The following is a 22,171-nucleotide window of genomic DNA, read 5'->3' as shown; positions in this document are numbered from 1 at the left end:
TCGTGTGCTCGTCGAGTGACCGCGCGCTGTTCTGTCGCTTCTGCTCAAGAACAGCGAGTAAGTACGTATTCGAATCGCGTCGATAACGGCTCCCCGTAGGGCGCCCTCGCCGAGACGCAGTAGAGCTTAACAGCCCACCGCAGGCGGGACCAAAACCCCCGTGCCGCGAATAGTGGGCTAACACCCAACGTTGGCGGTGGTAGACCGGAAAGGGAAAGCATAAGCAATCCGCGATTGAGGGAAACCCCGCATGATGTCCAAGATTGATATTGACCAGCTTCTGGAAAAGGTAGAAAAGCGTCTCCTCATCGGCGGCGAGTGGCGCGACGGCTCGGAGGGTGAGACGTTCGAGGTAGAAAACCCGGCCACGGGGGAGACCATTGCAACCATGGCGTCGGCAAGCCGCGAGGACGCGCTCAAAGCGCTCGCAGCGGCTGATAATGCCCGCGCCGAGTGGGAGCATACCACCCCGCGCGAGCGAGCCGAGATCCTGCGCACGGCATACGACCTCATGCACGAGCGCAAGGCGGAGTTTGCCACCCTTATGTCCCTGGAGATGGGAAAGACGTACGCCGAGGCTGAAGGTGAGGTCGACTACGGCTCCGATTACCTGCTGTGGTTCTCTGAGGAAGCCAACCACTTCTTCGGCAACACCAACGCATACCCAGCCAAGGGCAACCGGATGCTCACCTTCCGTAAGCCGATTGGTCCCTGCCTGCTGATTACGCCGTGGAACTTCCCGCTGTCGATGGCCACGCGCAAGGTGGCTCCGGCGTTGGCGGCCGGCAACACCGTCGTGGTGAAACCTGCTAGCAAAACCCCGCTGACCATTCAGTACTTTGCGCAGACGATGATGGAAGCTGGCCTGCCCGCCGGCGTGATCAACCTGGTTTCCACCGCGAGCTCGAAGGATGTCTCCGAGCCGATCCTGGCCGACAGCCGCCTGCGCAAGCTTTCCTTCACCGGATCGACTCCCGTGGGCGTGACCTTGCTCAAACTGGCGGCGGAGAACGTCGTGCGCACGTCGATGGAGCTCGGGGGTAACGCGCCCGCCATCGTTTTCGGTGATGCTGACATGGATGTCGCAGTCGAGGGTGTGAAGATGGCCAAGATGCGCAACAACGCAGAGGCTTGCACCGCCGCGAACCGGATCTTCGTTCACGAGTCCGTCGCCGACGAGTTCACCGAGAAGTTCGTTGCCGCGGTCAAGGAGATGAAGGTCGACGACCCGTTTGCGGAAGGCGCTGACATCGGCCCGCTCATTGACGAACAGGCGCAGCAAGACATGCAAGAGCTTGTCGACGACGCTGTCTCCCACGGCGGCGAGATCCTCTGCGGAGGCACGCAACTCGACCGCGACGGCTACTTCTTCGAGCCCACCGTGGTCCGCGGCTGCTCCAAGGAAGCCAAGGTATACCGTGAAGAGATCTTCGGCCCGATCGCGCCGATTTTCACCTTCAAGGATGAGGACGAGTTGTGGGAGCTGGCCAACGACACCGAATACGGCCTGGCTTCCTACGTGTTCTCCCAGAACCCCGACGTGATCTTCCGCGCCTCCGACAACTTGGAGTTCGGCATCGTCGGCTTCAACACCGGCGCAGTGTCCGATGCCTCAATCCCGTTCGGTGGTGTCAAGGCGTCGGGTCTGGGGCGCGAGGGCTCGAAGGAGGGCATGCTCGAGTACACCGAGGTGCAGTTCGTCGGCATGCCAGACCCGTACGCGAATAACTAGAGGGTGTGAGGCTGTACAGTCTCGCGCCGCAGCGCCCCGTGACCACCGGGACGCTCCATGACTGTCGCCGCGATGAACAGGCCGATCGCCCAGACAGCCATGGCGATGAGGCCGACGCGGTAGTCGGGCAGTGCGGCCATGAGCACCAGGACCAGCACGAAGTAGGCTCCGCAGATGTAGTTCGCAGCGGGGAAGAGCGGTGCTGTGAAGCTCGAGCTGCGTCCGCTCTTGCGGAAGTTCAGGTGAGCGAAGTTCACTGCAGCCCAGGTGATCAGCTCGGAACCGACCACGACGGCAAGCAACACAGTGAAGATCTTGCCCTCGAAGAAGTAGTTGAGCAGCACGACAGAGCCCATGAGTGCGCAGTTGAACAGCAGCGCACGCAGTGGCAGACCCTTCCTCGTGGTCTGGCCGAAGTACGCGGGGGCTTGACCGTTGAGCGACAGGTCGCGCAGCATGCGGGCACCTGAGTACGTCATGGTGTTGCACACCGAGGCGACCGCGGCGAGGATCACGAGGTTGAGCACGTGGGCGGCGCCGTCAACACCGACAAAGCTAAGCACGCGCACGAAGGGGCTTTCCGACGAGTCCTGGCCATCCCACGGCGCCAGCAGCAGGATCACGCTCATGCCGCCGATGTAGAAGACCAAGATGCGCCAGATCACGGAGTTGATGGCCTTCGGGATCGTGTGTTCCGGATTCTCTGTTTCTCCGGCGGCGGTGCCGATGGACATGATGCCGCCGAAGGTGAAGGTGACCGCAACGAGTGAGAAGACCACGCCGGAAGCACCGAAGGGGAAGAAGCCGCCGTGGTCGGTGAGGTTGTGGAACCCGGCGTCGGCGGAGGGGGTGAGCACCAGCACGAAACCCAGAATGATCATCGCGACGAGTGCGATGACTTTCACGAGGGACAGCCAGTATTCGGCTTCGGCGAAGATGCTCACGCGGGCGGCGTTGATGATCAGCACGACCACCAAGGTGACCAGCGCCGTGATCCAGTGGGGGATCTGCGGGAACCAGAAGTCCAGGAACGTGCCCATGGCGGTGAGCTCGATCATGCCCACCACGATCGTGGTGTACCACCAGTTCCAACCCGCGACGAAGCCCGCGCGGGGGCCGATGAAGTCGCGGGCGTACGCAGCAAACGACCCAGAGACAGGGTTGGCCACCGCCATCTCACCCAGCATGCGCATGAGCAGGTAGACGATTGCACCGACGAAGAGGAAGGTGACCAGCACGCCTGGACCGGCGTAACCAATCGATTCCGCGGATCCAAGGAACAGACCGGTGCCGATGGCGGAGCCCAGCGCGATCATCTGCAGCTGGCGGCTTTTCATTGCCCGCTGCAATCCAGCGTCGCGCTGCTGCAGCGAATGCGGTGCATCCGATGTCACGGTCGCGGCAGGCCCAGCGGGCACGGTGGAACTCCCGCCAGCTGACCCGGCGCCGGCGGGATCAATGTGAGGGGCAGGCACCTTAAGCTTGGCCCTCAAACAGCGTGGTCACGGAACCGTTTTCGAAGATCTCGTGGATCGTGCGGGCGAGCAGCGGCGCAATAGACAGCACGGTGAGGTTCTTCCAGCCCTCGGTGGACTGCGGCAGGGTGTCGGTGGTGATGATTTCTTCGGCGCCGCAGTCGTTGAGGCGCTCGCGGGCCGGGTCGGAGAACACGCCGTGGGTGGTGGCGATGACCACCGAGCGGGCGCCAGCGTCCTTGAGCACGCCGACAGCCCCGGCGATGGTGCCGCCGGTGTCGATCATGTCGTCGAGAAGCACGCAGTCCTTGCCTTCAACGTCACCGACAACGCGGTTGGCCACGACCTTGTTGGCCGCGTCGATGTCGCGGGTCTTGTGGACGAAGGCCATCGGAGCGTCCCCAAGCGTGTTGGCCCACTTCTCAGCCGTCTTCACACGGCCGGCATCGGGGGAGACCACGGCGAGGTTGTCCATGGAGTACTTGGACTTGATGTAGTCGGTCAGGATCGGCATCGCGTGCATGTGGTCGACCGGGCCGTCGAAGAAGCCCTGGATCTGGTCGGTGTGCAAGTCCACGGAGACGATGCGGTCGGCACCCGCGGCGGTGAGCAGGTCAGCGACCAGGCGGGCCGAAATCGGCTCGCGGCCGCGGTGCTTCTTATCCTGGCGGGCGTAGGGGTAGAACGGCAGGATCGCGGTGATGCGCTTGGCGGAGCCACGCTTGAGCGCGTCAATCATGATCAACTGCTCCATGAGCCACTTGTTCAGCGGCTGCGCGTGGGACTGAATGACAAAGCAGTCCGCGCCGCGGACGGACTCGCCGAAGCGAATGAAGATCTCACCGTTGGCGAAGTCGCGGGCGGTGGTGGGGACCAAGTCGATGCCGAGTTCCCGGGCCACGTTCTCCGCCAGCTCTGGGTGGGCGCGGCCGGAGAAGACCTTGAGGTCCTTGTGGCTTTCGACTTTCTTACCGGTCATGGGTGGTGTCGCCTTTCAGTTAGCTCTCGCGTGCGCGCTGGGCAGCCTCCGCCGCGGCGGTGCCGGGGCGCTTGTCTTCCACCCAGCCCTCGATGTTGCGCTGGCGACCTTCCTTGATGGCCAGGGCGCCTGCGGGCACATCCTCAGTGACTACTGTACCTGCGCCTGTATACGCGCCATCACCGACGGTCACCGGAGCGACGAACATGGTGTCGGAGCCGGTGCGGCAGTGGTCGCCGATGGTGGTGCGGTGCTTGTTCACGCCGTCGTAGTTGACGAAGACACTGGACGCGCCGATGTTGGACTCCACGCCGACGGTCGCGTCGCCGATGTAGGTCAGGTGAGGCACCTTTGACCCTTCACCGATCGTGGCGTTCTTGGATTCCACGAAGGCACCGAGCTTGCCGCGCGCGCCCAGTTCTGTACCCGGCCGGATGTAGGTGAACGGGCCGACAGTAGCGTCGTCGCCGATGACGCCGAGTTCGCCGTGGGTGCGCACCACCGACGCCCGCGCACCGACTTCCATGTCGGTCAGGGTGGTGTCAGGGCCGATCACGGCACCGTCGCCAATCTTCGTGGAGCCCCACAGCTGCGTATTCGGGTGGATGGTCACATCTTGGCCGACTTCCACGTCGACGCCGATCCACGTCGTGGCCGGATCGATCACGGTCGCGCCAGCGCGCATCGCGCGTTCAACCAAGCGGCGGTTGAGTTCCTTGCCGGCCTCGGCGAGTTGCACGCGGTCATTCACGCCGGCGAGTTCGCGCGCGTCGGGGGCGATGTGGGCGGCGACTTTGCGGCCGTCGTTACGCGCGATGCCCAGTACGTCTGTGATGTAGAGCTCGCCCTGGGCGTTGTCGGAGGTGATGCGTGTCAGAGCGTCGCGAAGCACGGCGCCATCGAAGGCGAAGACACCGGAGTTGACCTCGCGCACGCGGCGCTGCTCGTCGTTCGCGTCCTTCTCTTCGACAATTTCTTGCACCTGCCCGGCAGAATCGCGGATGATGCGTCCGTACCCGGTGGGGTTGTCGAACTCGAGGGAGAGCACCGTCACCGCGGCCTCTTCGCGTTCATGCTTATCGATGAGCCCCTCAATCGTCTCCGGCGTCAACAGGGGCACATCACCGTTCGTGACCACAACCGTGCCGGTGAACTCGGGGATCGCGGTCAGACCAATCTGCACGGCGTGGCCGGTGCCGTTTTGCTCCTCCTGCACGGCCTGGAGGATCTGGATGCGCATTTCCTCTGCCACCGCGTCGACAGCAGGGGAGACCTGGTCGCGCTGGTGTCCCACCACCGCCACGACATGCGCCGGGTGGATCGCCGCCGCCGCGTGCAGCGAGTGCGACAACAGGCTGCGGCCGCCAATCTCGTGCAGAGTCTTCTGCTTGGTCGACTTCATGCGGGTTCCGGCGCCGGCAGCGAGGACGACAACGGCGCGGGGCTGGTTCGCAGTGTTCGCAGTGTTCGCAGTGTTCACAGCGGGCACAAAAGCTCCTTCTTCAGTGATGGGGAGTCGTGGGCAGTTCGCCCCCACTTTACGCACTGCCATTTAGGAGGCGGAGACTTCCTTCAAGTTCCTCGCTCCGAACACTCCGCACACACCCAGCACAGCCAGGAAGAGCAGCACGGCCTGGGTGCCGAGGACCGCGATGACCGAGTTCACCGCGCCGACGACAAGCAGCATGATGCCCATCACCGTGTTGGAGGCACCCGTGATCAGCGTGCGGCGGTCGCCGTCCGCCATGTCCACGAGGTAGGTCTTTCGGCTCACTCGCACGGTGGTGTGCGCTAGGTTCACCGCGAAGAATCCGAGCGGCATCACCCACGCGTTCACGCTTTCCGGTGCCAGGCGTGCGCTGAGCACCAGCAGCACCAGCACGACAGAGGCAGTTGCGGCGGCCCACGCCATTGTGCTTTTCGACGACTTATCCGACCACCACCCCGACACCCGTCCTCCCAGCAGAGCAGCCCCGCCGGAGGCAACGATGAACGCACCGAGACCTGCGAGATCGGTACCTTGCTCTTGGGCCAGCACCACGATGAATGGGGTGGACAGTGCGGTCACCAGCATCAAGGAGCGCACCACGAGGAACTTCTGCAGGTCTCGGTCACCTTTGACCAGTTCCCACATGTGACCGAAGCCGTGTGCTGTCGCGTTGTCTTCTGGTTCGTATTCCGGTTCCCGAATGCCCGCGAAGACGAGCGCCGCCAGCGCCCACGTGGAAGCGCCCAAAGCTAGCAGCGCGACCATGACCCACTGCGGCAAGTCGTTCGGCAAGAAGAACAGAATCAGGCCGACTGCCAAGGTGAAGCCGCCGCCCAGAGCAGTCGCCCGGCCCGTGATCATTCCGCGGTGACCCTTGGAAATGGTCCGTCCTTGGACGTCTTTGCCGGCAATGGAGCACATGGCTCGGAACAACGCGAGGCCGGCAAGCAGGATGAGGACGGAGATGCCGAGGGCGGTGCCGTCGAAAAGCAATGCGGATACAGCGATGAGCGCGGCGCAGATTGCTTGGCCCACGGATCCTAGGATCCACACGCCTTTGCGCGAGCTCTTGGATGTCACCCACGGCCCCAGTGCGAACTGTGGCAGCATCGAGCCCGACTCGCGGATCGGCACGAGGAAGGAGGTGAATGCCGCCGGTACGCCGGCGGAGGTGAACAGCCACGTCAATACGGTTTTGGGGGCGACGATCTGGTCGCCGATGTTCTGGAACCCGTTGGACCAGATGAAGCGGCGGGCGTTGTGCTCCTCGTGGGGGAGGCTCGTGCCGCCCGATTCGTTCTCGTCTGCGGTCATAACGGAAATAGTAGGCTGGGCAGGAACGCGTGGAAAGCAAGTGTGGGCTAAGAAAGGCTCGCTTGATCTGCGTCCTTGATCAGCGTCGATCGACTTCCTGGGAGGCTATGTGGGCACTATCAGCAGGCGGACGTTCTTCAAAGGCATGATTCTGGCCAGTGCCGCCGCGCTGACGGCCTGCGCTGGCCCCGGTGGTGTGCGCCGCGGCCAACCAGCGCCTGCTGGTGCCGACGCGGACCCGCGTCCACTGCCGATTCCGCCGCTGTACGAAGGCGAGTTGGACGGCACGGACGGCACGACCCGCCGCTTCGAGCTCACTGCGCAGGAAGGCGAATACGAGATAGTGCCCGGCCACACCACGAAGACCTGGGGGTTCAACGGGGCGTGGTTGGGGCCGACGCTACTCATGCGCCGCGGCGAGCACATCGAGATGACCGTGCGCAACGAGGTGCCAGAACCCACCGTCGTGCACTGGCACGGCCTGCACCTCCCGGCCGCAGCCGATGGTGGTCCCGCCTTAATGTTTCCGCCGGGGGAGTCATGGACACCGAGCTGGGATGTCGACCAACCTGCCGCGACGTGCTGGTACCACCCGCACCCGCACGAGACTTCCGCGCTGCACGCCTACCGCGGGCTCGCCGGCGCGATCATCGTCGCCGACGAAGGGCCGGAGACGATTGACTTCCCGTCCGACTACGGTGTCGACGACATCCCGGTGATCATCACCGACGCGAAGTTCACCGCGGACTACCAACTCGACGAGACGATTGACCCCACCTACGGCTTGCTCGGCGACACCCCGTTAGTCAACGGCATCACGCGCCCGCGGTTTGAGGCATCCAGGCGAGTACTGCGCCTGCGGCTCGTCAACGGCGCGACGATGCGCTTCCACCACCTTGAACTCGGCGTGCCGTTCCAGGTCATCGCCACTGACCAGGGGGTACTCAGCGGCCCCGCGCTTGTCGACGGCATCCTGCTCAGCCCCGGCGAACGCGCCGAGATCCTCGTCTACCTCGAACCCGGCAAGGACCTCACGCTGCGCAGCACGGGCGTGCCCGACGGCGGGGGCTTGCCCCGCGAGGAAGCCGCCAACGGATTCGGCCTCCGCGACACCTTCGACCTGCTGCAGATCGCGGTGCCGGAAACCTTGGAGGGCTCCGGCGAGGGTGAAGAGGGAAAGCTGGTCTGGGACATTCACAGTGAAGAACCTTCCGCTGAAGGGGTGCCGGAACGTGAGTGGCGGCTCAACGGCTTCCAGATCAACGAGCAATCCATGGACATGGCGCGTGTTGACGCCGTGATTGACCACTCCGGCCCCGAACTGTGGCACGTGATCAACGAGAACGCAGATTGGCCCCACAACTTCCACATCCACAACGCCCGGTTCAGGGTTCACGACATCCAGGACGGAGAGATTGCCTTCCGGGACGGATGGCACGACACCATCACTATCCCACCGAGATCGCGGGTGTCTTTACTTGTCGTGTTCGGCCAGTATCCCGACCCCACCTTGGCCTACATGTTCCACTGTCACATGCTCTTCCACGAAGATGAAGGCATGATGGGTCAGTTCGTCATCGTGGAACCGGGACAGGAGCCGGCACTAGACCATCCCAACCACTAGGCCTAGCGCCGGCAAGCAAAGAACTAGAGCTTGCTTAAGGCGTAATCGATCTCCTCGTCAGTGAACCCAGCTGCGATGGAAAGGTAACTTCTTAGTTCTTCATCGCTGGTGTCTTGAATGTCTCGTAATTCTTTAGCAGCTTCCAGCGCTTCTTCGTTCCAATCGACGTCGACGTTATCGAGTGCGTAATCGATAGCTTCTTGGGTGTAGCCGTGTCCGTACGTCGTGTTGCCGAGAAGCGACTTCAAGTTGCGCTTGGAAACGCCGCCTACATCAACGTACATCTGCGCGGCTTCGAGGGCGTCTTCGTTGCTGCCAGCGCCACTGGCGGCACCAGTGCTTGCTTGAGAGCTCGGTGCCGTAGACGGCTCTGTTTCTTTTCCGGTCGCACCGCCTATACCGGGCGCGATGGCGCTCGTCGGTGCTGACGTTGCTGACGCTGACGAGTCTGCGTCGTCTCCGTCGGTGAGCAAGAGCACAGCGGCGAGAAGCCCGAGTGCTGCCAGCAGCCCAATGACCGCGATCGCGGTGATCAACCCGTTGTTACTTTTCTTCGTCCCCCCTTGCGTGTACGGGTTGGATGCCCCGGGACGGCCTTGATATCCAGGCATCTGCTGGCCCTGCTGGTACCCGAAACCAGGCCCGTTGGGCCCGGCGGCAAAGTTCTGCTCCGACCCCTGGTGCGGCTGCTGGGCGCCTTGGAACGGATACTGCTGCACCGGTTGAGTGAACTGCCCGCCTTGGTAGGGCCCGCCCTGATTGACCTGCCGGTGGTAGGAACTTTGGGGCTGACCAGTGTTACCGGGGTGTGCTGGTTGCCCGGGTTGGGCGTGTCCTTGCTGCTGGGACAGGTACGGGTTTGGGCGAGGTGAGGTGCCTCCGCGCTGGTTGGAGTCGTTGTTCGGGCCGGGATAAGCGGTGTTCATGACAGGAATGACCTTTCGGGGAAGTTGACGGCACTCATCTTCCTGTTAGATGGGATCAGGAGCGCCCCGGGTTACAAGACATTGTGACAAAGTCGGCTTGTGCGCATACTCACTCGGCGTCAGGTCCGGTTTGAGCCAGACCATCTTCACCGTCGGTGGCCTGCGTGCCTTGTCCCACATTGAACGGTTCTACGCCTTCCATACTGGGCTTTTGGCTGAAAGCGTTGCCCTCGCCGCTGCAGTGCACCGAGGCGAGGAGAGCAACGAAGGCTTATTAGGGGCAGGAGCGGGGATGCGGTATGCTCTTGATCGTCTTTCCCCATGGTGTAATTGGCAACACTACGGTTTTTGGTACCGTCATTCTAGGTTCGAGTCCTGGTGGGGAAGCTTTTTTATTGCCTGCCCAACACCCCAAGCGCTTCGCAGAAAGATTCCATGGCCAACCACACCGAAGACCTTCCCATGCTCGCCGGAGTGCTCACGCAGGCTGCGGGCGACCCGAAGCTGACGGGCTTGCGCGCACGCGTGGGGGATCCCGCGCTCCACGTCACCGGCATCGACCAAGTGCGTCCGTGGGCTGCGGCGGCGCTCTCACGTGAGGTGCCGGTCCTGCTCATTACCGCCACCGGGCATGAGGCAGAGGATCTCGCGGCGGAGATCGCGGCGCTCATCGGCCAGGAGCAGGTCGCTTTGATGCCGGCGCTGGAGACCTTGCCGCACGAGCGCCTTTCGCCTGCGGCGGATGTCATCGGTGCGCGCAACAAGGTGGTGCACAACATCGCATCCACGCGTGTGGTCGTGGCGTCGGCGCGCGCGGCCTGCCAGCCGGTGCTGCCGCCGGTGGCCCCGGTCACGGTGAAACTCGGCGAGGAATACGACTTCGGTGAGCTCACCGAAACCCTGGTCCGCTTCGCGTACGAGCACGTGGACATGGTGGCCAAGCGCGGCGAGTTCGCCACCCGCGGCGGCATCATCGATGTGTTTCCCACGACCGCCGAGCACCCCGTCCGCATCGAGTTCTGGGGTGATGAGGCCACTGATCTGCGCACGTTCGCGGTGGCTGATCAGCGCACCATCGATGATGTCGCCTCCGTCGAGATGCACCCCGCGCGCCAGTTGCTTATCGACGACTCCGTCCGCACCCGCGCCCAAGCCCTTTCCACCGCGCACAGCGGCAACCCGACGTTGGCCCAGTTGCTGGAGCGCGTATCGGAAGGGACCTACGTCGACGGCATGGAGGCGATCGTTCCCGCCCTGACGGATGCGAGCTTCTCCGTGCTGCCGGAGCTCATGCCGGCCGGCTCGATCGTGTTGGTGACCTCTCCGGAGAAGGTGCGCGCCCGCATTGCTGACCTGCAAGCGACCGACCAAGAGTTCCTCGAAGCGGGCTGGGAGGCCGCCGCCATGGGAGCAGAGGGCCCTGTCGCCGCGGAAGGACTCGACGTGTCGGCCAGCTCCTACCGCTCCTTCGAATCACTCGAGGTCTCGGCGCGCGACGCGGACAACGCCTGGTGGACGTTCGCACCGCCCGGCATGTTCACCGCTAATGATGAGGCCACCTTGCCGCTCGAGTACGAGCCCGCCCCCGCACCAAAGGGCGACCCGAAGCAGATCGAGGCGCTGTACGGCCAGGTGAAGCTGCACCTGCAGGGCGGCGGCCGCGCTGCGTTCGTCGCACCAGCCAAGGGCACGATCGAGCGTATGGCGGAAAGGCTGCGCGAAAACAGCGTCTCCGCGCGCATTGCTACCCCGGGCCTGGAGCCGGTCGATGGCCAGGTGACTCTCTATCAGGCTCTGTCCCATGCCGGCCTGAGCTTCCCCGGCCCGGGTCTGGTCGTTTTCACTGAGACCGACGTGACCGGCAACCGTGTCGGCGACATCGCCGGGGCCAAGCGTCGCGCTCCGCGCCGCCGCAACCGCGTCGACCCGCTCGCGCTTAAGCCGGGGGACTACGTTGTTCATGACACTCACGGCATTGGCCGCTTTGTGAAGATGGCTGAGCGCACGATCGGCACCGGCTCTGACGCTGCCCGGCGCGAGTTCATCGTGCTCGAGTACCAGCCCGCCAAGCGCGGCCAACCCGCGGACATGCTGTGGGTTCCGATGGATTCCTTGGACCTGCTGAGCAAGTATTCGGGCGGGGAGCAGCCGTCGTTAAGCAAAATGGGCGGCTCCGACTGGAAGAACACGAAGCGCAAAGCTCGCGCCGCGGTGCGTGAAATCGCCGGTGAACTTGTGGAGCTCTATGCGAAACGCGCGTCCGCGCCGGGGCACGCGTTCGCGGCGGATTCGCCCTGGCAGATGGAGATGGAGGACAACTTCCCCTTCGTCGAAACCGAAGACCAGATGGCTGCGATCGAGGCCGTGAAGTCCGATATGGAAAAGCCCACGCCAATGGACCGCGTCATTGTCGGTGACGTTGGCTTCGGCAAGACCGAGGTCGCCGTGCGCGCCGCGTTCAAGGCGGTGCAGGACGGCAAGCAGGTCGCCGTGCTCGTGCCCACCACACTGCTCGCCCAGCAGCACTACTCGACGTTTTCTCAGCGCATGGACGGGTTCGGGGTGGAGATTCGCGAGCTGTCGCGCTTCACCACGGCCGCGGACGCGAAGAAGATCAGCGCCGGGCTTGCCGACGGCTCCGTCGACATCGTCATTGGCACCCACCGGCTGCTGCAGACGGGTGTGCAGTGGAAGAACCTGGGGCTCATCGTCGTCGATGAGGAGCAGCGCTTTGGTGTCGAGCACAAGGAGCACATCAAGGCCCTGAAATCGCATGTCGACGTGCTCACCATGACCGCGACGCCGATCCCGCGCACCCTGGAGATGTCCCTGACCGGCATCCGCGAGATGACCTCGATCACGACCCCGCCGGAGGACCGCCACCCGGTGCTGACCTACGTCGGCCCGCAGGAGGACAAGCAGGTCGCCGCCGCGATCCGCCGTGAGCTGCTGCGCGACGGCCAGGTGTTTTACATCCACAACAAGGTCGCCGACATTGAGAAGACCGCCCGCCACCTGCGCACCCTTGTACCGGAGGCGCGCATCGTCGTCGCCCACGGCCAGATGAGTGAGCAGGTGCTCGAACAGACCGTGCAAGGGTTTTGGGGCCGCGAATTCGACGTGCTCGTGTGCACGACGATCGTGGAAACTGGCTTGGACATTGCCAACGCCAACACGCTGATCGTCGAAAACGCTCAGAACATGGGTCTGTCGCAGCTCCACCAGCTGCGTGGACGCGTCGGCCGTTCCCGCGAGCGCGGCTATGCCTACTTCCTGTACCCCAAGGACAAGGTGCTCACCGAGACGTCCTACGACCGCTTGGCCACCATCGCCCAGAACAACGACTTGGGCGCCGGCATGGCCGTCGCGCAGAAGGACCTGGAGATGCGCGGCGCCGGCAACGTGCTCGGTGCGGAGCAGTCCGGACACATCGCCGGAGTCGGCTTCGACATGTACGTCCGCCTCGTCGGCGAAGCGGTGGAGACTTTCAAGTCCCTCATGCAGGGTGAAGTCGTCGACGCCACCGACCACGGCCCCAAGGAAATTCGCATCGACCTGCCTGTTGACGCCCACATTCCGGAGACCTATATCAACTCCGAGCGCCTACGCTTAGAGAGCTACCGCAAGCTAGCCGCCGCCCGCGACGAGGACGAGCTGACAACGGTCGCCGACGAACTTGTCGACCGTTTCGGCGATCTTCCCGCCGAGGTCCAGCGTCTCTTCGCGGTGGCACGCGTGCGCCATCAGGCCCGCAAGGCCGGGGTTGCTGACATCACCATGCAGGGCACCCGCCTGAAGTTCCACCCGGTGGACATGGCCGACTCGAAACAGATCCGGCTGAAGCGCCTCTACCCGGGCGCGAACTACCGTGCCGCCGCAAAGGCCATCCAGGTGCCTTTCCCGCGCGAAGGCGGGACGAAGAAGGCGCTCAACGCACCCAACCTGCGCGACGAAGAACTGCTCCAGTGGGTCGCCGACTTCCTGTCTGAGATGTTCGACGTGGACCCGGTGTCCGTGTCGGGGTCCACGGCAGTGGGGGATGGTGCTGCGGACGGCGCAGCCGGGAACGGCGATAAGCGGAAGAAGCGTGTGTTCTCGGTGAGCGAGTAGCCGACTGAACGGGCCAGTGTTCGGTCATGCGCGCACGATGGTGGACAGAACCTCGGCCAGTTTGGTGTTCTCGCCGGTGTCTTGGGAGTGAAAGCGGGCAGCAACGAAAGCGTCGCGAAGCGGATCATCAAGGAACACCGCTGGTTCCAGCACGTAGCCCGCGTTGCGGGCGAGCTCGCTGAAGAACACCACCTGCGCGCGGGTGTTGCCCTCTCGGAAGCTGTGGATGACATTGATTTCACCCCAGGCTTCCGCAAGTTCGATGATGAACTCCTCTCGCGTCAAACCTTTGAGTAGGTTCTTTTCGTCCAAAAGCCGGTACTGCTTTTCGGCTGCTTCGGTGAGGACGGGTCCGGCGGGGTAGTAGGCGTGGCCGTCTTTGGCCATCCATTGCCCAGTTGGGGCGACGCGTTCTTCGCCCGCTCACTCGTACACATCCTGGAAAATGTGGCGGTGGATCGCCTTCATGTGGGCGTAATCGAAGTTGCCGGGGAGGGGGTTGGTGGCGAGCTCATTCAAGCGGAACTCCGTGTTAACCGACTCCAGTACCCGCAGTTTTTCTGGGTCTTCAACGCCGAACGGTTCTTCATCGCTCACGAAGAGGTTGCGTAATGTACGTGTTCCAGGGATGAAGTAGTCATCCCAGTTTCTGAACGCCCCCCGCCGCGCCATTATCCGAGGATGTGTTCTCGAGCCAGCTGTTGAGCTTGTTCGGTTGTGAGCTCACCTGCAGCGTGGGCATCGAGCAATTCCGACAGGTAGGGGTCGGCTGTGCGCCCGCCGGCTAGATTCGCGGCGCCTGCGGAATATTCCCGGATTTCCTTGGGTGAAAGATCAGAAGTTGGGTTGAGGTTTTTCATCGTCCGAGTCATGTGCGACCTCCTTTCTTCCTGCTGATTCTACAGTTGGGAGGCGCTAAAGCTCCAGACCGTCCACCCAGTCCCTGGCGATGACGGCCGGCTCGGCGCGCTCGTCGCCGACGTTGCGGAGGTTCATTTCCACCAGGTCATCAGTGGTCAATGAGGCGTTGACGTTGTTGAGAACGTCGAGCGCTTCGGGCGGCAGTTGGCCGGCGCGGATGACGGGGACGACGTTCTGCGGCGGGATGAGGTTTAGGGGGTCCTCAAGAATCACGAGGTCGGGGCGGTCACCCTTGCCGGTGATGGCGGGGGAGGTGGTGAAGATGTTGGCGGTTTCTGCCGCGCCCTCGACCAACGCCTGAACGGTGAGCGGGCCGCCAGCATCCGAGATCGGCTTCACCCTGATCTTGGACGGGTCAATGCCGTAGACCGACGTTAAACCGGGTGGGCCGTAACGCCGTTCAGCAAATTCGGGCGGGGCAGCCACGGTGATCTGGTCGAGCTTGTCCAAATCGGCGATGGTCTGGATGTCGTTGTCCGCGGCGGTCTCGGCAGTGACGCGATAGGCGTCGGCTGATTCTGCGGGACTGAACTCGCCGACCTCGATGGTCTCGGGCAGGGAGGAGGCGAGGGTGTCGCGGATGGTCTGCTCGTCGGCACCTTCGGGCAGGTCGTCGTAAAAGGCGGCGAGGTTGCCGGCGTACTCGGGCACGACGGTGACGTCGCCGTCCTCCAAGGCGGTCATGTAGACCTCGCGGGAGCCGATGCCGGAAGCGACGTCGACATCGAAACCGGCATCAGAAAGCGCGGCCGCCCAGATCTGGCCGATGATCTCAGCCTCGGGGAAGTTGGCGGTGCCGATGACGATGTCCCCGCTGGCCTCGATCTCCGGCTCCTCGGTCGTCTCAGTCTCCAGCGGGTCACCGGAGGCGCACGCCGCGAGAACCAGTGGCAATAACAGCACCCACACGCGTTTGAGCATTAGCCGTTTCCTTTCACTCGCAGGCCCGCAGGCGTGGCCCAGCGTTGCACAGCAGCCAACAGGAGGTCCATGACCAGCGCCACAAGCGTGACGACGATCGCGCCCGCCACCATCCGTGCGTAATCCTGTACCGCAAGCCCATCGATCAGGTATCGGCCCAACCCGCCCATGCCGATGTAGGCGACGACCACCGCGGTGGCCAGCACCTGGACGACGCAGGACCGCAACCCGCCAAGGATTGTCGGGGCAGCAATGGGTAGCTCGACGTGGCGGAGAATCTGCCGTTCGCTGAATCCGGCAGCGCGGGCGGAGTAGACCACGTCGCGCGAGACCGAGTCGAAGCCTGCCACCACGCCGGCGAGCAGCGGGGCCACGGCGAGCAGCACCAGCACGATGGTGGCGGGAATGATCGGCCAGCTGATCCCGCGCGGAATGGAAATGGCCAACCAGGTGAGCAGGCCGAGGGCAGGCAGAGCACGCAGGGCACCGGAGACAGCGAGCACTGCTGAGGCTCCGCGTTGTGTGTGGCCCACATACATCCCGATGGGCAGTGCAATGAGCACGGCGCAGAGCACAGCCAGGAACGTGTATCCGAGGTGTTCGGCGATCCGCATGGGAAAACCGGTGGCGCCGGACCAGTGGGTTGGGTCGGTGAGGTAGGTGAACGCGTCGATAATCGGTTGCATGGCGGTCAGTGCCTCCACGGCATGGTGAGGCGGGCGATGAGGGTGAGGCAGACGTCGATAAGCACTGCGAGCAGAATCGTGCCCACGAGCCCCGCAATGATCTCGGTGGGGAAGGCGCGCTGGAAGCCTTCCGTGAACAGCGTGCCGAGGGATTGCACGCCAACGAGCGCGCCGACGGAGATGAGTGACACTGTCGATGCCGCCACGACCCGCACCCCGCTCAGCAGCCCGGGGCCGGCTAACGGAAGTTCAACCCGCATCACGCGTGCCAGTGGCGTGTAACCGGCTGCAGTGGCGGATTGGCGTACGGCCCCGGGAACGGCATCGAACGCGTCGGCGGCACTGCGGACCATCAAGGCAATGCCGTAGAGCGTCATCGCGACGACGACGTTGATGGGGGAGAGAATCGAGGTTCCCAACACCAGCGGCATGAAGACGAACATGGCCAAGCCCGGGATGACGTAGATCAGGCTGGTCACCACAACGATGACTTCGCGGAACCGGCCTGAGCGGTGCGCGGCCCAACCGAGCGGGACCGCAATGAGGAAGGACGCAATGATCGCTGGTAGCGCAATGAGCAGGTGGTGCCCGGCAAGGCCTGCGATCATGCCGAGATTGCTGGAAAGCCACGCCCAATTCACCGCAGCACCCCTTTGATGTTGCCGCCTGCGTCGAGGACGAGCGTCTCGCCGTCGCGCTCTACGGTGCGCAGTGTGCGCGCGTCCATGCCGACGAAGTCGCGCACGGCATCGTTCGCGGGGCGCGCCATGATCTCTTCCGGGGACGCTGCTTGCTCGATACGAGCCTGTTCTCCGAGGATGACCACGGTGTCACCGAGATAGAACGCCTCCTCAATGTCATGACTGACAATGAGGATCGTGGTGGCAAGGTTCTCCCGAATGCTCATGATCTCCTGCTGGAGGCCGCGGCGCACCACCGGGTCGACGGCGCCGAAAGGCTCGTCCATGATGAGCACGTCCGGCTGATTCACCAGACCGCGAGCCACCCCGACGCGCTGCGCTTGGCCGCCGGAAAGCTCCGCGGGGTAGCGGTCCTCCAATGCGGGGTCGAGGTTGACCAGCTCGAGCATCTCGGATGCCTTGCGTTTCGCCTCTGACTTGCTCGCTCCGCCGAGTTTGGCGACGTCGGCGACGTTGTCGCGGACGCTGCGGTGGGGCATCAGACCGGAGTGCTGCATGACGTAGCCGATGCTGCGGCGCAGTTGAACTGGGTCCGTGTCCGCAACATCCTCCCCACGCACAAGAACTGCGCCGGTATCGGGCTCGACCATGCGGTTGACCATGCGTAACAGGGTTGTTTTGCCGCAACCGGACGGGCCGACGAAGGCGGTTGTGGAACCCTCCTTGACGGTGTGGGAGAAGCCATTCACTGCCGGTGCAGAGGTTCCAGGGTACGTCTTTGAGACGTCGCGGAATTCAATCACCAAGCCCAGCGTAGCTTGTTGAGCCGGAAAGGAGTGGGTTTACATGTACGGGTTAAAAGAAAAGCGGCATGACGAGCAGCATGGTCACGCTCCACGTCAGGTGCACGGCGATCGGTGAGTACAACCGCCGCGAGCGCGATGCCTCGTAGAACGCCACGGCGCCGAGAACCAGGGCTGAGAACACCAGCAGCGGCACGCCCATTGCGATGGTGACCACGCCGTAGATCAGGGTGGACACCACGCCGACAGAGATTTCCGGGAGCCGGGGGAACCGTTCGCGCAGTTGCCGCGGCACCATGTCGCGGTACACCAGCTCCTCGCCGATCCCGTTGATGACCAGCACAAAGAACGTGGGCAACAGCCCGCCCTGATCCGGGGTGTTCAGCAGCTGCTCGACGGGGCCTGCCAGGAACGGAATGTTCTGCACCACTAGCGCGCCGAGCACGAAGACGATCGCTAAAGCAGCACCGATGAGCACGCCACGGCCGAGTTCACGCCCGATCCTCGGCCCAGCGAACGCGCTCTTGCTGCCCCACAGCCACCAGCCGAGTGCGTACACCGTCGCGGCAAAAAAGGTAAAAGCGTAGAACCCGAGGCTGCCGTCACCCGCATTGCGCGCCAAGAACAGCCCGAGTGCGCCCAGCACGCAGGGGATGACCCAGCCAAAATTCATGCCGCCAGTATAGGTTGGGGGCATGACTCGCACAGCTCTTGTAACAGGTGCCACGGGATTCATCGGGGGAGAGGTCGTGAGCAATTTGCTTGACGACGGATGGCGCGTGCGCATCCTCTGCCGCTCCGCCTCGAAAGCGAGAAAACGCCCTTGGGGCGATAACGTAGACATCGTGGAAGGAGACGCCACCGACCGCGAGGACGTCTCCCGAGCTCTTGAAGGCGTGGACTGCGCCTGGTACCTGCTGCACTCCATGGACAGCGGCTCTGGCTTCGCCGACGAGGAAGCGACAATGGCCCGCCAGTTCGGTGAGGAAGCTGCGCGCCACAAGGTAGGCCGGATCGTTTACCTCGGCGGCTTGCACCCTCAGGGCGTGACCGGGGACTCCGACGATGTCTCCGAGCACCTTGCCTCCCGCATCAAGGTGGGAGAGATCCTTCTGGGTTCCGGCGTTCCCACCGCCGCACTCCAAGCAGGCGTGGTCATCGGTGCCGAATCATTGTCGTTCAAGCTTTTGCGTCACGTGACTGAGCGCGTTCCGCTCTTCATCGCGCCAGATTGGATCACCAACGAGATCACCCCGATTAGCCAGCGCGACATTGTCCACTACCTCGTTGCCGCCGCTGACCTCCCATCCGATCTCAACCGCACGTTCGATGTCGGCGGCCCGGACACCATGCCGTACGTGGAGATGATGCAGCGCTACGCCGAGACCGTGCAGATGCGGCGCCGTCCCTACTTCACCGCCCCAATCATGACCCGCCCCATGGCAGCCCTGGGATTGTCGTTTGTGACGCCGTTGACGTACGGGGAGATCTTGCCGATCTTTGACTCCGTTTCCTCCGACACTGTGGTCAAAGAGCGGGACCTCGAAGACCTCGTCGGCACTCCGGAGGGTGGCAACGATTCATTCGAGTCAGCCGTTATTGAAGCCGCCCTTGGAACGTACCCGCATCACTACAGGTCCACGGCCACCATGTACCACGCGCTCGCGGCGATCTGGTCCCTCTTCGCCCCCGGTAGGAAGTGGTGGCTGCCGCTGAATCTCACCCAAGCGGTGGTCATGGTGCCCACCCTTGCCGACATCAACGAACGGGATGATTCGCAGACCCTGGATGATGCTTCCGGGCTGTCGCCGCTTGGCGCGCCAGCCTCACAGGCTGCCCTAGCGACGGCAATGAACTGGGACTTCAACTGGATCGCCCGTCGGTGGCCCAACAAGTGGACCCGTGGCGCGTGGATGGTCTCCTCGCTCGACCTTGCGCGCCGGGCCTACAAGGAAAAACCGGTGCGTGCCCTCGCTCTGCTGCCGTACATCGCGGGCCAGTTCTTTCTCGTTCCCCGCTCCCGCCGCTAGCGGCGACCGTTGTCATTGACGGCTTCGGGGTGCCGTAGACTCTGGTTCTGTGCGAGCGCTCGCCGCCCGCACGCCCCTATAGCCCAATTGGCAGAGGCAGCGGACTTAAAATCCGTTCAGTGTCGGTTCGAGTCCGACTGGGGGCACTATTTCTTCAGCGCTTCGGGTCGATGACGCAGAACGTCAGCGGGGCAGACCGCATCCGGTAGGTGCCGGGTTCGGCCTCGAGCACAGCCATGATTTCGTGGCGCAGGGCTCGGTTGACCTCGACGGTGATGTGCGCGGACAGCGGGGGTTCCTGAGTGCGCCGCTGTTTGCCTGGACTGTCGCGGCTGAAGGTGACTGACGACGATGCGGCATCCTCGTCCGGCAGAAACCGCAGCCACGCTTCGACACCGTTGCCCGCACCCATGACCGCGAAGGTCCTGTCGTACCCAAGCCGCCAGCGCATAGCGCGGACAACATCTGCGGCAGCTTGAGCGGTCATGTCAATGCGCCCCGATTCATCCACGGCGAAGTAACTGGAGGACACCGCAGATATCGACGAGCCTTCCGCCTCAGTGTGGGAGGTGATGAGGGGGAGGGAGGAGGCGTCGATAAGCAAGGAGCTGCGACGCGGATCGCTCAAGCCGAGCGGAATGCTGTCGCCGAGAACACCCGCGAACTTCAAAGGATCCCAGCGCAATGCCGCCTCAAGCTCATCTGCGGTGACTGCGACGGCGTAAATGAAACGGACCCAGCCGGTGGGGGAGATCGAGAGCTCCAGAATCGGGTCGTTGACGAAGATGAACGCTGACAGCGTCGCGTCCGTGCAGACAGGCGAACGTAAGTCCATGTAGTGGCCCGGCTCGAGCGAATCACCCGATTCACGCAGGTACGCCGCCAAGCGGCGGAGACGGTGGACCGGCCACGTGGGAGGCTCTTCTGTCAGAGGGACCCGCAGGGAAAGCTCTGTCTGAAGCCCGGCGACTGGCTGCGAGCTGTTCGTCCGGGAAATCCCGTGCGTGACGTAGAGGTAGTGGGAGACAGGCTGGTCGAAACGGTATACGAGCACCGCGACACCGTCGCTGAACTCCAGCTCGCCATGCACTGCGACGGGATCCGCGCCCGCCAGCGCCGCGAGATGGTCAAGCAAGAACTCGCTGCCGGTGCGCTTCTTCACCCGGTCGCGCGAGAAGAACCTACGCCTCCAGACCATGGCTTACATACTATTTTGCGCCCGGCGGGAACGAAACGGGCAGTTCTCCCGTTGAACGGTATGATCGAATACCGGTCGAATCTTTGCTTCGAGCTATAAATCAGAAAGGAAACAGGCCAGTGAAATCTTCCAACCCCGTGATGGCGCGACTTCCTCAGTCTGCACAGCAGGCTGGGTTCGGCCAGCCCCAGGGCGGCCACGGCTACAACCCGCAGGGCGGCTCCTACGGCTACGACCAGCAGGGCGGCTACCAGGACCCCTACGGCGCTAGCCAGAACCCTTACGGCCAGGCCGGTTACGCGCAGGATCCGTACGCTGGTGCGACTGGTGAGCGTCCCATCACCGTCGACGACATCGTGACCAAGACAGGCATCACCCTCGCCGTGATCGTGGCATTTGCCCTGATCAACTTCGGTATCGGCATCGCAGTCGACCCGAGCATCTCCATGATCCTCACGTTCGTGGGTGCCATCGGTGGCTTGATCACCGTCCTGATCCACAGCTTCGGCGGCAAGTACGGATCCGCTGCTGTGACCCTGATCTACGCCGCGTTTGAGGGCCTCTTCGTCGGCGGCTTCTCCATGGCCGTCTCCGGCTGGATGCTCGGCAACGCAGACGCTGGCACCCTCGTCTTCCAGGCCGTACTGGGCACGGTTGGTGTCTTCGCCGGCATGCTCTTCGTGTACAAAGTCGGCGCGATCCGCGTTACCCCGAAGTTCACCCGCATCCTCACCGGCTGCATCATCGGCGTGGCCGTCCTGGCCGTCGGCAACCTGCTGATGTTCATCTTCACCGGTATGTCCCCGCTTCGTGATGGCGGCCCGCTGGCCATCGGCTTCTCCCTCGTCTGCATCGTGCTGGCATCCCTGAGCTTCCTCGTCGACTTCGACACTGCCGACAAGCTCGTCCGCATGGGTGCGCCGGCCAAGATGGCATGGGGCGTTGCCCTCGGCCTGGCCGTCACCCTGGTCTGGCTCTACACCGAGATCCTGCGCCTCCTGTCCATCCTCTCCCGCGACTAGGCAACAGGTAGTAACCAACCCGCCTGCCTAGGCGTTTCCTAGGCACCTGCAGCTCGAAGCAGGATTCGTGCCCCCGCACACCGTTCAGCTCCTGAATGGGTGCGGGGGTTTCGATCTGCGGGGGTGCCGCTGACGGGAGCGGGGCTGGGTGGTCGGAGTGGGGTGCGGCCGGTCGGAGTGGGGAAGTGAACGGGAATGAACCTTTGCCTATGAACAAGGTCAGCGCAGAGGGTTTCACCCCAGCACTCAGTTCATAGGCAGAGGTTCATGACACTTTCGGGGTGGATTGCAGAGGGGCGC

19 protein-coding genes and 1 tRNA gene are annotated in these 22,171 nt (G+C 63.6%); 6 read left to right on the top strand and 14 right to left on the bottom strand.

The window, feature by feature from the left end; translation table 11 throughout:
* Positions 1 to 250 precede the first annotated feature (250 nt).
* Positions 251 to 1,732 (top strand): NAD-dependent succinate-semialdehyde dehydrogenase, encoded by a 1,482-nt coding sequence (locus HMPREF0291_RS10220; RefSeq protein WP_005291177.1) that lies wholly within the window; start codon positions 251 to 253, stop codon positions 1,730 to 1,732.
* Here the strand turns inward: HMPREF0291_RS10220 and HMPREF0291_RS10215 are convergent.
* From HMPREF0291_RS10215 to HMPREF0291_RS10200, 4 genes are all read right to left on the bottom strand, one after another.
* Positions 1,729 to 3,207: an amino acid permease gene (locus tag HMPREF0291_RS10215; RefSeq protein ID WP_232210306.1), complete on the bottom strand. Its 1,479-nt coding sequence runs from the start codon at positions 3,205 to 3,207 to the stop codon at positions 1,729 to 1,731. The two genes, HMPREF0291_RS10220 and HMPREF0291_RS10215, sit on opposite strands and share 4 nt — an antisense overlap.
* A 1-nt stretch (position 3,208) precedes the next feature.
* The gene (locus tag HMPREF0291_RS10210; protein WP_005291171.1) at positions 3,209 to 4,186 is read right to left on the bottom strand and encodes a ribose-phosphate diphosphokinase; all 978 of its coding nucleotides are present in this window, start codon (positions 4,184 to 4,186) and stop codon (positions 3,209 to 3,211) included.
* A 19-nt stretch (positions 4,187 to 4,205) separates the two neighbouring features.
* Complete coding sequence (gene glmU, locus HMPREF0291_RS10205; RefSeq protein ID WP_256001614.1) at positions 4,206 to 5,666, bottom strand: bifunctional UDP-N-acetylglucosamine diphosphorylase/glucosamine-1-phosphate N-acetyltransferase GlmU; 1,461 nt, start codon at positions 5,664 to 5,666, stop codon at positions 4,206 to 4,208.
* 72 nt (positions 5,667 to 5,738) lie between these two features.
* Positions 5,739 to 6,989: an MFS transporter gene (locus tag HMPREF0291_RS10200; RefSeq protein WP_005291165.1), complete on the bottom strand. Its 1,251-nt coding sequence runs from the start codon at positions 6,987 to 6,989 to the stop codon at positions 5,739 to 5,741.
* Positions 6,990 to 7,098: 109 nt separating this feature from the next.
* Here HMPREF0291_RS10200 and HMPREF0291_RS10195 point away from each other — a divergent pair, with 109 nt between their 5' ends.
* On the top strand, positions 7,099 to 8,613 hold the full coding sequence (locus HMPREF0291_RS10195) for a multicopper oxidase family protein (RefSeq protein WP_005291162.1): 1,515 nt from the start codon (positions 7,099 to 7,101) through the stop codon (positions 8,611 to 8,613).
* Between the two features lie 23 nt (positions 8,614 to 8,636).
* On the opposite strand, the gene HMPREF0291_RS11680 is transcribed toward HMPREF0291_RS10195, so the two are convergent.
* Positions 8,637 to 9,539, bottom strand: a complete 903-nt coding sequence (locus tag HMPREF0291_RS11680; protein WP_005291159.1) for an Ltp family lipoprotein — start codon at positions 9,537 to 9,539, stop codon at positions 8,637 to 8,639.
* Positions 9,540 to 9,974: 435 nt separating this feature from the next.
* Between HMPREF0291_RS11680 and mfd the strand changes: the two genes are divergently transcribed.
* Positions 9,975 to 13,649, top strand: coding sequence for a transcription-repair coupling factor (gene mfd / locus HMPREF0291_RS10180; RefSeq protein WP_040423801.1), 3,675 nt, complete (start codon positions 9,975 to 9,977; stop codon positions 13,647 to 13,649).
* 24 nt (positions 13,650 to 13,673) lie between these two features.
* Here the strand turns inward: mfd and HMPREF0291_RS12025 are convergent, their stop codons facing one another.
* The 8 genes from HMPREF0291_RS12025 to HMPREF0291_RS10145 form a co-directional block, all read right to left on the bottom strand.
* A complete protein-coding gene (locus HMPREF0291_RS12025; RefSeq protein WP_005291156.1) occupies positions 13,674 to 14,036 on the bottom strand; it encodes a Fic family protein in 363 nt (120 codons plus the stop codon).
* Between the two features lie 36 nt (positions 14,037 to 14,072).
* Entirely contained in the window at positions 14,073 to 14,246 is a 174-nt protein-coding gene (locus tag HMPREF0291_RS12020; RefSeq protein ID WP_198002202.1) for a hypothetical protein, read from the bottom strand.
* A 74-nt stretch (positions 14,247 to 14,320) separates the two neighbouring features.
* A complete protein-coding gene (locus HMPREF0291_RS10170; RefSeq protein ID WP_005291148.1) occupies positions 14,321 to 14,521 on the bottom strand; it encodes an antitoxin VbhA family protein in 201 nt (66 codons plus the stop codon).
* A 43-nt stretch (positions 14,522 to 14,564) separates the two neighbouring features.
* Positions 14,565 to 15,491, bottom strand: a complete 927-nt coding sequence (locus HMPREF0291_RS10165) for an ABC transporter substrate-binding protein (protein WP_005291146.1) — start codon at positions 15,489 to 15,491, stop codon at positions 14,565 to 14,567.
* Entirely contained in the window at positions 15,491 to 16,177 is a 687-nt protein-coding gene (locus HMPREF0291_RS10160) for an ABC transporter permease (RefSeq protein WP_040423800.1), read from the bottom strand. The genes HMPREF0291_RS10165 and HMPREF0291_RS10160 overlap by 1 nt, the downstream gene beginning before the upstream one ends.
* A gap of 5 nt (positions 16,178 to 16,182) precedes the next feature.
* A complete protein-coding gene (locus tag HMPREF0291_RS10155; RefSeq protein WP_040423799.1) occupies positions 16,183 to 16,818 on the bottom strand; it encodes an ABC transporter permease in 636 nt (211 codons plus the stop codon).
* Positions 16,815 to 17,621, bottom strand: a complete 807-nt coding sequence (locus tag HMPREF0291_RS10150; RefSeq protein ID WP_005291138.1) for an ABC transporter ATP-binding protein — start codon at positions 17,619 to 17,621, stop codon at positions 16,815 to 16,817. Before HMPREF0291_RS10150 ends, HMPREF0291_RS10155 begins: the two co-directional genes overlap by 4 nt.
* 52 nt (positions 17,622 to 17,673) lie before the next feature.
* Complete coding sequence (locus HMPREF0291_RS10145; protein WP_005291135.1) at positions 17,674 to 18,294, bottom strand: CPBP family intramembrane glutamic endopeptidase; 621 nt, start codon at positions 18,292 to 18,294, stop codon at positions 17,674 to 17,676.
* A gap of 22 nt (positions 18,295 to 18,316) precedes the next feature.
* On the opposite strand from HMPREF0291_RS10145, the gene HMPREF0291_RS10140 reads away from it, so the two are divergent.
* Both HMPREF0291_RS10140 and HMPREF0291_RS10135 read left to right on the top strand, forming a co-directional pair.
* Entirely contained in the window at positions 18,317 to 19,651 is a 1,335-nt protein-coding gene (locus tag HMPREF0291_RS10140) for an NAD(P)H-binding protein (RefSeq protein ID WP_005291131.1), read from the top strand.
* A 72-nt stretch (positions 19,652 to 19,723) separates the two neighbouring features.
* A tRNA-Leu gene (locus HMPREF0291_RS10135) sits at positions 19,724 to 19,797 on the top strand.
* 8 nt (positions 19,798 to 19,805) lie between these two features.
* Here the strand turns inward: HMPREF0291_RS10135 and HMPREF0291_RS10130 are convergent.
* Positions 19,806 to 20,849, bottom strand: coding sequence for a suppressor of fused domain protein (locus tag HMPREF0291_RS10130; RefSeq protein ID WP_005291126.1), 1,044 nt, complete (start codon positions 20,847 to 20,849; stop codon positions 19,806 to 19,808).
* A gap of 119 nt (positions 20,850 to 20,968) precedes the next feature.
* On the opposite strand from HMPREF0291_RS10130, the gene HMPREF0291_RS10125 reads away from it, so the two are divergent.
* The gene (locus HMPREF0291_RS10125; protein ID WP_005291123.1) at positions 20,969 to 21,871 is read left to right on the top strand and encodes a Bax inhibitor-1/YccA family protein; all 903 of its coding nucleotides are present in this window, start codon (positions 20,969 to 20,971) and stop codon (positions 21,869 to 21,871) included.
* Positions 21,872 to 22,171: the final 300 nt, after the last annotated feature.

Source organism: Corynebacterium genitalium ATCC 33030 (assembly GCF_000143825.1).
GTDB lineage: Bacteria > Actinomycetota > Actinomycetes > Mycobacteriales > Mycobacteriaceae > Corynebacterium > Corynebacterium genitalium.
This window is presented reverse-complemented; position numbering and strand designations above follow the sequence as displayed.

Excerpts from the sequence above, each read along its gene's own strand:
- HMPREF0291_RS10140 (WP_005291131.1), top strand. The coding sequence starts at position 18,317 with ATGACTCGCACAGCTCTTGTAACAGGTGCCACGGGATTCATCGGGGGA.
- mfd (WP_040423801.1), top strand. The coding sequence starts at position 9,975 with ATGGCCAACCACACCGAAGACCTTCCCATGCTCGCCGGAGTGCTCACG.
- HMPREF0291_RS10170 (WP_005291148.1), bottom strand. The coding sequence starts at position 14,521 with ATGACTCGGACGATGAAAAACCTCAACCCAACTTCTGATCTTTCACCC.
- HMPREF0291_RS10145 (WP_005291135.1), bottom strand. The coding sequence starts at position 18,294 with ATGAATTTTGGCTGGGTCATCCCCTGCGTGCTGGGCGCACTCGGGCTG.
- HMPREF0291_RS10160 (WP_040423800.1), bottom strand. The coding sequence starts at position 16,177 with ATGCAACCGATTATCGACGCGTTCACCTACCTCACCGACCCAACCCAC.
- HMPREF0291_RS10130 (WP_005291126.1), bottom strand. The coding sequence starts at position 20,849 with ATGGTCTGGAGGCGTAGGTTCTTCTCGCGCGACCGGGTGAAGAAGCGC.
- HMPREF0291_RS12025 (WP_005291156.1), bottom strand. The coding sequence starts at position 14,036 with ATGGCCAAAGACGGCCACGCCTACTACCCCGCCGGACCCGTCCTCACC.
- HMPREF0291_RS10165 (WP_005291146.1), bottom strand. The coding sequence starts at position 15,491 with ATGCTCAAACGCGTGTGGGTGCTGTTATTGCCACTGGTTCTCGCGGCG.
- HMPREF0291_RS10220 (WP_005291177.1), top strand. The coding sequence starts at position 251 with ATGATGTCCAAGATTGATATTGACCAGCTTCTGGAAAAGGTAGAAAAG.
- HMPREF0291_RS11680 (WP_005291159.1), bottom strand. The coding sequence starts at position 9,539 with ATGAACACCGCTTATCCCGGCCCGAACAACGACTCCAACCAGCGCGGA.
- HMPREF0291_RS10200 (WP_005291165.1), bottom strand. The coding sequence starts at position 6,989 with ATGACCGCAGACGAGAACGAATCGGGCGGCACGAGCCTCCCCCACGAG.
- HMPREF0291_RS10210 (WP_005291171.1), bottom strand. The coding sequence starts at position 4,186 with ATGACCGGTAAGAAAGTCGAAAGCCACAAGGACCTCAAGGTCTTCTCC.